This window comes from Nocardioides acrostichi, from assembly GCF_015319165.1.
In the GTDB taxonomy this organism is placed as follows: domain Bacteria; phylum Actinomycetota; class Actinomycetes; order Propionibacteriales; family Nocardioidaceae; genus Nocardioides; species Nocardioides acrostichi.
In genome coordinates this window covers 23,255-37,195 of the sequence record NZ_JADIVZ010000011.1, presented here as the reverse complement: position 1 = coordinate 37,195, position 13,941 = coordinate 23,255, and the positions used below count along the sequence as shown (strand labels likewise).

Annotated in this window: 10 protein-coding genes; 2 read left to right on the top strand and 8 right to left on the bottom strand. The window is 69.2% G+C overall.

Annotated elements, in window-relative coordinates; genetic code table 11:
* Window positions 1–92: 92 nt before the first annotated feature.
* From ISG29_RS16780 to ISG29_RS16750, 7 genes are all read right to left on the bottom strand, one after another.
* Window positions 93–542: an RbsD/FucU family protein gene (locus ISG29_RS16780; protein ID WP_207793269.1), complete on the bottom strand. Its 450-nt coding sequence runs from the start codon at window positions 540–542 to the stop codon at window positions 93–95.
* Entirely contained in the window at window positions 542–1,405 is an 864-nt protein-coding gene (locus ISG29_RS16775) for an amidohydrolase family protein (RefSeq protein ID WP_194504612.1), read from the bottom strand. The genes ISG29_RS16780 and ISG29_RS16775 overlap by 1 nt, the downstream gene beginning before the upstream one ends.
* Before the next feature lie 3 nt (window positions 1,406–1,408).
* On the bottom strand, window positions 1,409–2,467 hold the full coding sequence (locus ISG29_RS16770; protein ID WP_194504611.1) for an ABC transporter permease: 1,059 nt from the start codon (window positions 2,465–2,467) through the stop codon (window positions 1,409–1,411).
* Entirely contained in the window at window positions 2,460–4,037 is a 1,578-nt protein-coding gene (locus ISG29_RS16765) for a sugar ABC transporter ATP-binding protein (RefSeq protein ID WP_328829590.1), read from the bottom strand. Before ISG29_RS16765 ends, ISG29_RS16770 begins: the two co-directional genes overlap by 8 nt.
* Window positions 4,038–4,128: 91 nt before the next feature.
* Complete coding sequence (locus ISG29_RS16760) at window positions 4,129–5,163, bottom strand: sugar ABC transporter substrate-binding protein (RefSeq protein WP_207793268.1); 1,035 nt, start codon at window positions 5,161–5,163, stop codon at window positions 4,129–4,131.
* A gap of 189 nt (window positions 5,164–5,352) precedes the next feature.
* The gene (locus tag ISG29_RS16755; protein WP_194504610.1) at window positions 5,353–6,072 is read right to left on the bottom strand and encodes a FadR/GntR family transcriptional regulator; all 720 of its coding nucleotides are present in this window, start codon (window positions 6,070–6,072) and stop codon (window positions 5,353–5,355) included.
* A 148-nt stretch (window positions 6,073–6,220) separates the two neighbouring features.
* Complete coding sequence (locus ISG29_RS16750; protein ID WP_194504609.1) at window positions 6,221–8,512, bottom strand: alpha-L-fucosidase; 2,292 nt, start codon at window positions 8,510–8,512, stop codon at window positions 6,221–6,223.
* A gap of 273 nt (window positions 8,513–8,785) precedes the next feature.
* On the opposite strand from ISG29_RS16750, the gene ISG29_RS16745 reads away from it, so the two are divergent.
* Together ISG29_RS16745 and ISG29_RS16740 are read left to right on the top strand one after the other, a co-directional pair.
* Complete coding sequence (locus ISG29_RS16745; protein ID WP_207793267.1) at window positions 8,786–10,687, top strand: alpha-L-fucosidase; 1,902 nt, start codon at window positions 8,786–8,788, stop codon at window positions 10,685–10,687.
* A 148-nt stretch (window positions 10,688–10,835) separates the two neighbouring features.
* Complete coding sequence (locus ISG29_RS16740; RefSeq protein ID WP_194504607.1) at window positions 10,836–11,699, top strand: dioxygenase family protein; 864 nt, start codon at window positions 10,836–10,838, stop codon at window positions 11,697–11,699.
* A 73-nt stretch (window positions 11,700–11,772) separates the two neighbouring features.
* Here ISG29_RS16740 and ISG29_RS21750 read toward each other — a convergent pair whose 3' ends face one another.
* A complete protein-coding gene (locus ISG29_RS21750) occupies window positions 11,773–13,857 on the bottom strand; it encodes an Ig-like domain repeat protein (protein ID WP_194504606.1) in 2,085 nt (694 codons plus the stop codon).
* Between the last annotated feature and the right edge of the window lie 84 nt (window positions 13,858–13,941).

The following is a 13,941-nucleotide window of genomic DNA, read 5'->3' as shown; positions in this document are numbered from 1 at the left end:
GATCCTTTGCTGAGAGGTGGAGCGGACGGCGGGGCGAGCCCGGCGTGCCGGACGCCGGGCCGCTGAGGCGGGTGGGGGTGGGATACCGGGCGCTAACCGCGGGCGCGGACGACCCCGATGCGCAGCAGGAGGTTGCCGTAGAGGCGCTCTTCGCCGGTGACGACCACCGCGGCGACCTCCGGGGCACCGGCGGCCCGGTAGAAGTCCCACCGGTGGAGCCTGTCCAGCTGGGTGGGGCCGCCCTCGGCCCGCAGGACGCGCGCGAACTCCGCGAAGATGTCTGGATCCGAGCCCACGGCGTAGGGGCCGTCCTGGTTGGGGGCCATCACCGTGCCGGCCTCGATCGGGACGGCGCCCGCGATCACCTCGGTGACCCGCACGGCGTCGACCAGCCCCGGGGCCAGGTTGAGGTGGATGCGCGGTGCCCCGGGCGGGGACTGCGTCGAGGCCGGGTAGTTGGCGTCGCAGACGAGGATCTGCGCGCCGTGACCGGCCGCGCCGAGGGCGGCGAGCAACGGCGGGTGCAGCAGCCGACCGCGCATCATGAGGCTTCTCCCCTCACGTCACCCAGCCGGTAGAACCGTTCGGCGTTGCCGCCCATGACGGCCGCCTGCTCGGCTGGCGAGAGCTCCTGGACGACTCTGGTCACCGTGGCGTGCCAGGTGAACCAGGTGGTCTCCAGGGTGCACACCGGCCAGTCACTGCCGAAGAGGACCCGATCGGGTCCGAAGACGTCCAGCGCGCGGCGCAGGTACTCGGCGATGAGCGGCTCCGCGCCCCCGCTGGCCTCGGTGGCCAGGCCGGAGAGCTTGCACACGACGTGCTCGTGCGCCGCCAGGCGTTCGAGGTCGCCGGTCCACCGGTCGAGGTCGCCCGAGCCGATCCGGGGCTTGCCGCAGTGATCGAGCACGAGGGTCGTCGACGGGCACAGCCGTGCCAGCTCGACCAGCTCGACCAGCTGGTGGGAGCGCACGCACAGGTCGACGGCGAGGCCGTGATCACCGGCTGCCCGCACCCCGCGCAGCAGGCCCGTGTCGAGGCAGAAGCCGGCGCGCTCGTCCTGGAGCAGCCGGCGCACCCCCACGACCAGGGGGCGTCGCGCCAGCGCCGCGAGGGACTCCTCGACGTCCGGGGATTCCAGCCGGACGGCGGCCACGATGCCGAGCACCGGCACCCCGGAGGCGGCCAGGCTCTCGATCCAGGCCACCTCCCCCGTCGCCGCGGACTCCTCGCAGTCGGCCTCCACGAAGACCAAGCCGTCACTGCGCGGTGCCTGCTGCTGGTACTGCCCGGGCAGCATGGGGCGGAACAGTGCGGGCACCTCGTCCAGCCAGGGGTGCCGCCGGGACGCGGGATCCCAGAAGTGCACGTGGGAGTCGATGACCCTCGGGGCTGTCCTGGGCACGGCTTAGTCCTGTTCCTTGCCGGAGGCGATCCGGCTCACGACCAGGGCACCGAGGATGATCGAGCCGTTGAGGAAGTCGATCCACTCGGCCGGCACGCCGGCCAGGGTGAGCACGTTCTGCACCAAGAAGAGCAGCAGGATGCCGCAGAACGCGCCGAACACGGTGCCCTTGCCGCCGTTGAGGCTCACGCCGCCGATGACCGCCGCTGCGAAGACGGTGAAGATCCAGCCGTCGCCCGAGGAGGCCGACACCGAGGCGAGGCGCCCTGCGAGCAGCACCCCCGCCAGGGCGGCGAGCACGCTGGCGATGACCAGCGTCGTCCAGATGACCCGGTCGACGCGGATGCCCGCCGCCTTCGCCGCGTCGGCGTTGCCGCCGATGGCGTAGAGGGCACGGCCCCAGCGGTGGTAGCGCAGCAGCACCACACCCACGGCGAAGAGTGCCAGCGAGATCCACACCGACGCCGGCAGGCCCAGCCAGATGGCGCTGCCGAGGTAGGTCATGGAGGAGGGCAGCCCGAAGAAGGTCTGACCCTGGGAGATGCCGTTGAGCAGGCCGCGCAGGGTGATGAGCATGCCCAGGGTCACGATGAAGCCGCTGAGCTTGAACTTCACCATCAGCAGGCCGTTGACCAGACCGATGACGACGCCCACGGCCAGGGCGATCGGCAGCGACAAGGCGCCGGGGAGTTCGAGCCCCTGGCCGTGGCCGGGGTCGATCGGCAGGATCAACCACACCGCGATGCCCGGGGCCAGGCCGACGGTCGACTCCAGGCTCAGGTCGAGCTTGCCGACGATCATGACCAGCACCTGGCCCAGCACGACCAGCGAGATCTCGGACTGCTGCTGCAGCACGTTGACCAGATTGGTCTTGGTCAAGAAGTAGGGGTCGGTGAACGACCCGATCACCAAGATCAGCGCGATCGCCGGCAGCAGCGCCAGGTCTCGCAACTGCGCCAGGCGCACGCGGGGGCCGTGCGAGGCTCCCCGCCCGGAGGCGGACCGCGACGCGGTCTTGGTACCGCTCAGCTCTCGCACGTCGGCACCGACTGACTCAGACATTCTCCTGCTCCATTCCTTCGATGGACGCGACGAGGTCGTGTTCGGACCAGCCGGCGTCGAACGATGCGACGAGTGATCCCTGGCGCATCACGAGGACGCGGTCGCAGGGGTAGAGATCCTCCAGCTCATCGCTCACGATGATCACGGCGGTGCCCTGCTCGCGGACGCCGTCGACGACCGACATCAGGGTCTGCTTCGAGCGGACGTCGACGCCCGCCGTGGGGTGCATGAGCACCAGGACGTCGGGGTCGTTGGCCAGCGCCCTGGCCATCACGACCTTCTGCTGGTTGCCGCCGGAGAGACTCCCGACGGGCTGCTCCGGACCGGTCGCCTTGATCGAGAGATCGGCGATGGCTCGGTGGGCGCTCGCGTCGCGGCGACGCAAGTCGATGAAGCCGAAGCGGCCGAAACGCTGCGGCACGGTCATCGTCGCGTTCTCGCCGACGCCCAGGAGCGGCACGAAGCCCTCGTGGCGGCGGTCGCGCGGGACGAAGCCGATGCCCGCGGCGAGAGCGGCGGGCACCCCGGCGCCGACGTCTCGGCCCCGCACCGTGCGGGTTCCGGAGTCCTGCTGGCGCAGACCCACGATGCACTCGGCGAGCTCGATGCGGCCACTGCTGGCGCTGCCGGTGATGCCGACGACCTCGCCCGGCTGCACGTGCAGCGACACGTCGTCGAACTCCCCGGCCCGCCCGAGTCCGGTGACGAGCAGGTGCGGCTCCCCGGGCCGGGCCGCGCTGACGCGCTCGTCGGCCGCGGTCGCGATGTGCGCCTCACCGGTCATGGCATCGATGAGGTCGGACTTCGGGAGCGCCGTGACCGGGCTGGTCACGATGTGGCGAGCGTCGCGGAAGACGGTCACCGTCTGGCAGATCTCGTAGATCTCCTGGAGGTGATGGCTGATGAAGAGCACGCTGACCCCGCGCCCCTGGAGGTCGCGCAGACGCGAGAAGAGACGCTCGATGCCGCGCGCGTCCAGCTGGGCGGTCGGTTCGTCGAGGATGATCAATCGGGCACCGAACGAGAGCGCCCGGGCGATGTCGACCATCTGGCGCTGCTCGACGCTGAGCTCGGAGGCCATCGCTTCCGCGCGCACCGGGATGTCCCACGCGTCGAGCAGCTCCTGGCTCTCCCGCTTCACCGCCGACCAGGCGATGAGTCCGCCATTGCTGCGGCGCTGACGGTTCAAGAAGACGTTCTCGGCGACCGTGAGGCTCGGGATGATGGTGGAGTGCTGATAGACGCAGGCCACGCTGCTGCGCCATGCGTTGCGGTCGCTGACCGCGGGGGCTGGCCGGCCGGCGAACGACACGGTGCCCTCGTCCGGGGTCTGCAGCCCGGTCACGATCTGCACGAAGGTCGACTTGCCGGCGCCGTTGCGCCCGACGAGCGCGTGGGCCTCGCCGTCGGCGATGACCAGGTGGGCGCCGTCCAAAGCGGTGGTCGGCCCGTACCTCTTGACCAGGTCGCGGGCCTCCAGGGCGGGCGGCAAGGCGGCGGGCCGGTCGGCGGACAGTGCTGCGGAGACGTCACGGGGGGCGCCGAGATCCGGGCTGGGCGTGCCAGTCACGTGGTGTCCTCTCCAGGGGTGGTGTGCCGAGATGGTGGTGCTGGTCGGCCGCCCCGGGATCACCAGGAGCGGCCGACCAGGTCGGGTGGGGTCAGAGGGTGTTGCCCCACAGATCGGGGTCGTCGACGTTGTCCTTGGTCACCAGGACCGAGGGCAGCTGGTCCTCGAGGAACCCGTTGTCGTCCTCGACGATGGTGCTGTCGTGGTCGGTCTCGCCCGGCTCGAAGGTCTCGCCCTTGATGGCAGCCTCGGCGTAGTAGAGGCCGTACTTGGCATAGAGGTCGGCCGGCTGGGAGACGGTGGCGTCGAGGGTGCCCTCGGAGATGTCCTTGTACTCCTGCGGGATGCCGTCGTTGGAGACGACGAAGACGTGGTCGGGGTCGCTGGGGTCGGTGGGCTTGCCCGCGGCCTTCAGCACCTGGATGGTGCCGGCGAGGGCGAAGCTCGAGGCCATGTAGACGCCACGGACGTCCTGGTTGGCGCCGATCGCGGTCTGGAGCTGACTCTGGGCCTTGTCGGCCTCCCACTCCGACGGCTCCTCGATGACGCGGATGTCGGGGTACTTCGACTTCATGCACTCGCCGAAGCCCTCACGGCGGTCGCGGCCGTTCACGGAGTCCTGGCCGCCCATGAGCTCGACCACCGCACCCTTGCCGCCCATCTGCTCGCCCAGGTACTCGCACGCCTGCTCACCCAGGGCCTTGTTGTCGGCACGCACGACCATGTAGGCGGTGCCGCTGTCGGGCGCCGTGTCGAGGCTGACGACCGGGATGTCCTTGGCAGCCATCTGCTCCAGCAGCGGAGCGACCGCCGCGGTGTCCTGGGGCGCAATGACGACGGCCTTGCCGCCCTGGTTGACGCAGGCGGTCACGTTGGCGACCAGCTTCTGCACGTCGCCGGCGGAGTTGCTGGTGCTGACGTCCAGATCCATCTCGTCGGCGTACTGGGGAACGTAGGAGATGAAGGCGTTCCAGAAGTCGGTGTCCGAGCGCGGGAAGTCCACGCAGATCTTGGCTGCGTCGGACGACGCCGAGCTCGTCGTCGACTCGCCTCCGCAGGCTGCCAGGGGCGCGGCCGAGAGCGCGATGGCGGCGACGCCGGCGACCTTCGTGCGAAGTGTGCTCACCAGATTCTCACTTTCACTGAATCACGGCCGATCCGGCGACCGCCGGAGACCACTCGATGGAGTTCGCCAGCACGTTGACTGTGTGACGACGACCACGAGACTAGTGTCACAATCATGTGATGTCTAGCAACAGCTACTCGTGAAATTGTAAAGATTGAGTCTGCTTAAGCCTTAAACATCATACGACCTTCAAGAGTTCTCCAGCAGGTCGTCGGGCGCCTGGGCATCGGGACTACTGAGGAAGTCCTCGACCTCCACCAGGTGCACGGCCATGCGCAGTCGGGCCCTCTCGGGATCCCCCTCACGCAACGCCTCGAGGATCGCGCGGTGCTCTCGGTGCGTGCTGCGGCTCACGCCCTCGGTCACCAGGGCACGCCACATGCGCGCGCGCACCGTCTTGGAGGAGAGCGCTCCGATGAGGGTGCGCAGGATCGGGTTGCCGCATGCCGAGGAGATGATGTCGTGGAACTCCATGTCGGCCTGGAGCCCGCGCGACTCGTCGAACGTGCCCTGCTCCAGCATCTCGTCGACGCCGGCCAGCACCGCCTCGGCGCGCTCGAGGGCGGCGTCGTCGATGAGCAGCGCCGCCCGGGCACACGCCTCGGTCTCGAGCACCCGACGCACGGTGTGCAGATCCGACTCCACGTCACCGGAGTGCAGCTCGACAACGAACTCCAGCGGCGCCAGCAACAGCTCGGAGTCCAGAGCCGTGACGAAGGTGCCGGCGCCCTGGCGCACCTGCAGAACCCCCATCATGGCTAGCGCCCGCACCCCCTCGCGCAGCGGACTGCGCGAGACCCCGAGCCGCTCGGCGAGCTCCTTCTCGATCGGCAGCCGGTCGCCCGGTCGCAACTCCCCCTCCACGATCATCCGTTTGACCTTCGAGACGACGATGTCCGTTTGTGACATGCGTGCCTCTCCCCCTTCGGAATCGCGCTCCATGGCTCCCCTTCCCCGAGACTCTCCGGCCCGGCTCAGACACCGTAGGACACCGAACGCACGGGATCCCGGCGGCGCGAGCATCGCTCGCGCCACCGGGATCCGCGGGTCGGTGACGTCAGTGCGCGGCGGTGAAGGACCAGCGCAGGTTCGGGCTGCCGTCCAGCACCCACTGCTTCAGCGGCGCGCCGTCGGAGACGTTTCCGCCGCTGTCGAGCCCCAGGCCGGTCGCCTTGTTGACCACGTAGGACCAGCCGTCACCCGCTGCCTGGAGGCTCCACAGCTGCGAGTCCGCGTCCGAGGACTCCTCCTGGGTCACGTGGGAACCGGAGGACCGCTCGAGCCCGTCGATCACCCACCCCGTGGCCTCGTTCTCGATCCGGTAGTAGTCACCTCCGGCCTCGACCAGGCGCCACTGCTGGTCGGCGGCCGAGTCGGCCGCGTGCTGGGCGACCTCCTCGCCCGCACCGAGCTCGTCGCCGTCGATCACCATGCCGTTGGTCTGGTTGGTGATGAGGAACGGCTCGGAGACGTCGAGGGCGACCTCGACCGAGCCCACGCTGTGGCGTGCCAGACGCGCCTGGTCGCCGGTGTAGGTGGTCGGCGTGCCCGAGAAGTCGTCCTCGGGGTAGACCGTGACCTGAGCACCCGCGCCCACGCGCAGTGAGCGCACCTTGTCGGCGTCGACACCGAGCTTCTTGAGGTCGGAGGCGGTGTAGCTGCCCTGGGCCAGGCGGGCGCTGCGGCCGTGAGCCCCGGTGCGCTCGAACAGCCCGGCCGTCCCCGAGGAGACCGGAGCCGGGAGCTTGTCGCCGAAAGTCAGCTTGACCACATAGGCGTCCTGCTTGACCGGTCGCCGGCTCGGCATGGTCACCTCGAGCGCCGAAGCCGTCTGCTCGTGACGCAGATTGCGGTAGGAGTGCGCCTTGGGCCCGATCAGCTGGACCTTGGAGAGGTCGCGCAGGTCGACGTCGTCGGAGCCCAGGGTGTCGATGTCCAGGGTCGCGCCGTCTCCGGGCCAGCCCAGGACGGTGGCGTAGAGCACCCGGTCCGAGCGGCTTCGGGTGAATCGGATGTCCTGGGCGGTGCCGGCCTTGGGCGCGGAGAAGATGCCGCCGCCCATGAGCGTCGGGCCCTCGCCGTAGACGTCCCAGGCACGGGTCTTGTAGATGGACTCGCCGTTGCGGTGCAGGTAGTCACCCATGTCGTAGAGCACGTCTCGCTGCGCCTGCGGGATCGTGCCCTCTTTGGTCGGCGAGACGTTGAGCAGCATGTTGCCGTTCTTCGAGACGCGGTCGATGAGCGCGTGCAGGATCGCCTGCGAGGAGTAGTAGCCGATGCCCTGGGTGTAGCTCCAGCTGCTGCTGCTCACCGCGTCGTCGGTGAGCCAGTAGGGGCGCACGATGTCGGCCGGGCCGCCGCGCTCGTAGTCGGCGACCTCACCGTTGGTGTTGAAGCCGCTGTCGAAGTGCTTGTAGGTCGCCACCACGTCCTTGCCCCACTTCTGGGCCTGGTTGTAGTAGTAGGCCAGGAAGTTCAGGCGCTGCTGCTCATCGACCGCACACGGGCCGTCGTTGAAGCAGTAGCCGGGGCTGTCGAGGCCGAAGTCCTGCCAGAGGATGTCGGGGTGGGCCTCGTCGATGACCTCCTTGAGCTTGTCGAACCAGAGCTGGTTCTCCTCGTCGCGGGGCAGCTGACCGTAGAGCTTCTGCAGACTCGGGTCGGTCTGCTCGGGCGCGTAGTCGTAGAAGCCGTTGAAGTTGAACGAGTGGTGCATGGCCACCAGCAGCTTCATGTGCTGCTTGCGGACGGCGCGCGAGAAGATCTTGAGCAGGTCGAGGTTGGGTCCGCGATCCACGGAGTTCCACTCGTTGACGTCGCTGTCCCACATCGAGTAGCCGTCGTGGTGCTCGGCCACCGGACCGGCGAACTGCGCGCCGGCCCGCTTGAACAGTCGGGCCCAGGCGTTGGGAGCGAACGACCCGCCCTGCGACTTCAGGACCGGCTTGAACTGGACTTCGTTGCCTGCCTTGTCGGTGCCGCCGTCGATGAAGTTCTCATAGCCCCACTCGGTGGGGTCGCCGTAGGTGTCCTGGTGGTGCCGGTTCACCGACGAGCCGTCGATGAACATGTCGCGGCCGTACCACTCACTGCCGTACTCGGGCTCCGTGAACGCGCCCCAGTGCCAGTAGATGCCGAACTTGGCGTTCTTGAACCACGCCGGGGATGCCTGGTGCTGGTCGACCGATTGCCAGGTCGCCTCGTAGGGGCCCGGCCGGTCGGAGGCCGTGGACCGGTCTGCCGGGTTCGCCGGCGCGCCGACGGAGGCCTGCGGCAACGCTGTCAGCGTCAGCGGTACGGCCACGAGCAGGGCGGCTGCCCCGAGTCGCGAGCGCTTGATTGATCGCATGATCTTTCCTCTCGAAGTGAAGCTCGTCACAACTTGCAGGCGTCAATCTGTCGCACTTGTGGCTTGATGTCGAACGATGCTGTGTTAAAGATCAGATCAATACTTGCTTTGTTGTGATCGCCATCACTACCGTCGGCGTGCCGGCATGGCGCCGGTCCCTGACCCCTGGAGGCATTGATGGTCCCTGGACACGCATCGTCACGACCCACCCCGGAGCCTCGTGGTGGCGGCGGTCCGGCACTCTCGCGACGTGGCCTGCTGGGAGCCGCCGGAGTGGCCGCGGCCCTCTCCCCGCTGGCGCTCAGCGCGGGCCCTCGCGGGTGGCTCCCGGCCGCGCTGGCCGACACCCAAAGCGACCTGGCCTCGCTGGTGAATCTGCGGTTCGGCATGTTCAACCACTTCAACCTCGGCACCTTCACCGACGAGGAGTGGGCCGCGCCCTTCCAGAATCCCGCTCGCTTCGCACCCACAGCGGTGGACTGCGGCCAGTGGGCCGACGCGGCGGCCGCGGCCGGCATGAGCTACGGCGTGCTCACCACCAAGCACCACGACGGCTTCGCACTGTGGCCCACCGCCTACGGCAGCCAGAACGTGAGCCACTCCTCGTGGAACGGCGACGTCGTGCAGGCCTACTGCGACGCATTCCGCAGCCGCGGCCTGCGGGTCGGGCTGTACTTCTCCATCTGGGATCGCACCCACACCGTCGAGGCCTACGGAGGGCACGTCTCCGACTCCGCCCAGGAGGTCGAGCCCGAGAACCTGGCCTTGATCGAGGGCCAGATCACCGAACTGCTCAGCAACTACGGCGCCATCGACATGTTCGTGACCGACGGCTACGCCTGGCAGATGGGCCAACGCCGCGTGCCCTACCAGCGCATCCGCAACCTGGTGAAGTCGCTGCAGCCCCACTGCGTCATGATCGATCACGGCGCGCTGTCGGTCCCGTGGCTGGGCGACGCGATCTACTTCGAGGAGCCCCTGGGCGTCTCCGCGCCGGCGAACAACACCTACGCCGGCGTGCAGGGCCAGACCATCAGCAACGGCTGGTTCTGGCACCCCTCGACGCCGAGCACCGACCCGATGAGCAAGCAGTCCATCCTCGACCATCTCGCCTACCTCGAGCCTCTGTGGACCAGCTTCCTGCTCAACTGCCCGCCCAACCGCGACGGGAAGCTCGACACCAACATCGTCACCCGGCTCGCCGAGGTCGGCGCCGCCTGGTCGCCCAACACGTCGCGGCCGGCCCTGCCCACCCAGCCCCTGCGCGCAGAGTGGCCGGTCACGCCGGTCGCCGCCTACGCCACGGGGTGGCACGCCGGCGAGGGCGCCATGCGCGCGATCGACGCCTACAGCGACCGCGGCGCCGAACAGTGCTGGTCGACGTGGAGCACCACCAACGGCACCGGGGCACTGGCCCTCCCCCAGAGCCTGGTGATCGACCTGGGCGGCGTGTGGAGCAATGTCTCGACCCTGGAGTACCTGCCCAAGCAGTGGAACCGCACGGGTGGCTCCGACGGCGACATCACCGCCGCCACCATCTCGGTCTCCACCGACGGGACGACCTGGACCCAGGTGGCAAGCCCCTCGTGGGCCGCCGACAACAAGCCCAAGCTCGCGGAGTGGTCGAACCGCAACGTGGGATTCGTCAAGATGACCGTCACGGCCGCCTCGGGCAACTACGCCAACGTCAACGACCTGCGCATCGGCGGCCGCTCGGTCAAGCCCACCCTGGTCAGTCGCACCGTGAGCACCGGCACCACCTACCGCCTCGTCAACCGCAACAGCGGGCTGGTGCTCGACGTGTACTACTACGGCACCGCGAACGGGACGAACATCCAGCAGTACACCTGGACCGGAGCCGCGTGCCAGAAGTTCGCCTTCGTCGACGCCGGGGACGGCTTCATGAAGCTCAAGGACCAGAACTCGGGCAAGCTCGTCGAAGTCGCGGGTCTCTCCCGCGCCACGGGCGGCAACGTCGGACTCTGGGCCGACGCCAGCTGCTACCAGCAGCACTGGGCGATCACCCCCGTGGGCGGCGGGTACGTCATCATGACCAACCGCTTCAGCGGACTGGTCATGGCCGGCACCAGCAGCTCGACCGCCGCCGGCGCCAACGTCGAGCAGGCCGAGTACGACGGATCCACCCGTTGCCAGTGGCAGCTGGTGGCGGTCTGAGAAGACCGAACCGGCATCTCACGGCCCCGGTCGCGCCTCTGCGAGGTACGACCGGGGCCGTCGTCGTCGTAGGCGGCCGGCGCTACCTCACAGCCTGGTCACAGACCGGCGAGCGGGTTCTCCCAGCCTCGCGCTGTGCACTCCTGCCATGACCTCCTCATCTCGCGACCACGACCACGACCACTCCCACGACCCGGCTCAGGGCGGCGACCTGCTCGACCGCGGCCTGCACTTCGACCTCGCGCACCTGCGCGACCGCCGGGCCGCCCTGAAGCTGATGGGGCTCTCGGCCGCCGGACTCGGAGGGGCCGCCGTCCTGCTCGGGTCGGGCGCCGGGGGCGCCGCGGCCCTGGCGAGCAGCGGCACCAGCACGTGTACCGCCGAGGAGATCCCCGAGGAGACCGCCGGCCCCTACCCCGGCGACGGCTCCAACGGACCCGACGTGCTGACCGAGTCCGGGGTCGTGCGCCGCGACATCCGGCGCAGCTTCGGCGACTCCACCACCAAGGCGCCGGGCGTCAAGCACACGTTCGTGCTGCGCCTCACCTCGACCGAGACGTGCAAGCCCCTCAAGGGCCTGGCGGTCTACGCCTGGCACTGCAACCGCGAGGGCAAGTACTCGATGTACTCCGAGGGCATCACCGACGAGAACTACCTGCGCGGGGTCCAGGTCAGCAACGCCAAGGGCCGGGTCCGCTTCACCTCGATCTACCCCGCCTGCTACTCCGGCCGCTGGCCGCACATCCACTTCGAGGTGTACGCCAACAAGAAGCAGGCCCTGAACGGGGGCGACCCGATCGCCACCTCCCAGATGGCCATGCGGCGCAAGCCGTCGATGCACGTGTACCGCAACGCCACCGGCTACAGCGCATCGGTGAAGAACCTCGAGAGCATCTCTTTGTCGAGCGACAACGTGTTCGGCGACGACAACGGCGTCGACCAGCTCCCCACCACGACCGGCAGCATCGAGGACGGCTACCACAGCGTCCTGCACGTGCCGATCGACCTCTAAGGACGCTCCGCGCGCGCGTCCGGCCCCGAGCCGACGAGGGCTCGGGGCCGGACCAACGGCGCGGGCGCCGGCCTCAGCGCAGCTTGTAGAACCCGCGCTTGCGCGTCACGTTGCCGGCGACGTCCTTGCCGACGACGACGTAGCGCACGATGTCGGGGCGACCCTGACGCCGCGTGCGGTGGGTGCGGACCTTGCAGCCGTCGGCTCCCGAGACCGCGTCGTGCACGGCGCAACGGATGTGTCGCAGGCTGGAGTAGGTCTTCTTCGCCTTCACCCCACGCACAAGCACGCGAGGTGCGGTGCGGTCGATGTCGATGCCCGAGACGGTGACGCTGTCCGCCCCACCGTCGGAGGCCTGGACCGAACCCTGGGCGCTCTGTCCGGCACCGTCGTCGCCCAGCACCACGTCGTCGGGGCACGTGTAGGTTCCGGTGCCGCCGGTGCAGGTGAAGGAGACCGTGACCTTGGAGGTGAACCAGCCCGACGAGGAGGCCGGCTTGCCCGAGCCCACGAGAGCGGTGATGGAGGGATCCTCCCGCGTCGTGCTGCCCGTCGCGGCCGCGTGCGCGGCGTCACCGGAGTAGGCGGCGCTCACCGTGTGCTTGGCGCCCGTGGGAACGGTGTAGGTCAGCGTCGCCACGCCGTCGGACACCTGCGCGGAGCCCACCTGGGTACCGTCGACCGAGAAGTCGACCGTGCCGGTGGGGTCGACCTGGCTGTCGGTGGCGCGCACCGTGGCGGTGAGGGTGTCGGCAGAGACACTCACCGCGACCGTGGAGTCCGCGGCGGTCACGCTCATGCTCTGGGAGACCGTCGCGGCGGCGTCGTAGTCATCGGAGCCGGCCTGGTCGGCCAGCACCTTGCAGGTGCCCGCGGCGTCGAAGCTCACGACCGCATCGCTCACGCTGCACACGCTCTTCGAGGCCGTGGCCACCGAGAAGACGACCGGGTTGCCGGAGTCACCGCCGGTGGCGGTGGGGGTGTAGGAGTCACCCACCTTCGGCGACGTCGGCGCGGTCGAGGTGAACGTGATGGTCTGCGGGGTCTTCGCAGCACCCACCGTGATCGTCGTCTCCGGAGCGGGCACGACGAAGCGCGAGTTGAACGCCGAGACGGTGAAGGTGTACTCACCCGACGCCGTCGGCGTCCCGCTCAGCGTGCCGGAGTCTGCATCCAGGCTCAGGCCCGGGGGCAGGTCACCGTCGGAGACCTCGTAGCGCGGCGTGGCCGACGTCGTCCCGGTGTAGCCCGCGGCGTAGGTGTAGGAGTACTCCTCCCCCACCCGCGCGTCGGTGGTGGCATCGGAGGCCGAGAAGACCGGCGCGGTGACCTGCACGAAGACGTCGCGCGGGTCGGTGAGCCCCGTCACCACGACGCTCATGGTGCCGTCGGGTGCGATGGAGACGATGCGACCGTTCTTGTAGTCGGCGTTCAAGACGTCGCCCTCGTCGTCGAGCGCGATCCCCGCGCCGCTGACCTGGGTCGACAGCACGGTCTGGGTACCGTCCGGGGCGATCTTGTACAGCGCCGGCGTCAGGTCGGTCACGTAGACGTTGCCCTCGCTGTCCTCGGTCACTCCCTGAGGCGTGTCGAAGGCGGTCGACAGCACGGTCTTGGTGCCGTCGGCGTTGAGCCGGTAGACCGAGTTCGCGCCCTGGTCGGCCACGACGATGTCGCCGTCGATCGCGTCGAGGTCGACCGGCGTGGTGGAGCCCACGAGCTTGGTCACGGTCCCGCTCGAGTCGATGCTCGCCACTCGGTAGTTGCCGAAGTCGGAGAACAGCACGTTGCCGTCGTCGTCGAGGGCCAGCCCGCGCGGGAACTTGGCGTTCGGCTTCGCGGCCAGCGTCGTGGTCCCCGAACCGTCGGCGGCGACCTTGCTCACCGAGTTGCCGTAGTAGTCGGAGAAGTACACGTTGCCGGCCGCGTCGGCGATCGCCGACATCGGGTAGGTTCCCGTGGCCACCACGTCGTTGGCGGAGAGGTCGGCCGAGTAGTGGTGCACACCCGTCGCGGTGTCGGTGACCACGAGGTCGCCGAACGCGATCCCGTCCGATGCGGCGGCCGCGGTCGTCGAGAGCGCCGGCAGGATCGTCAGGGATCCGGTCAGGATTCCCAGCAGGGCCAGCCCCGCGCGGGGTCGAAGTCGAGGTTGCACGTCTTCTCCGTTTCTGGGTCGCCGGGGAGGGCCCGACGCTGAAGTGTTGAGAGCCGCACGGTAGGCAAGGGCGCACGCCGCAGC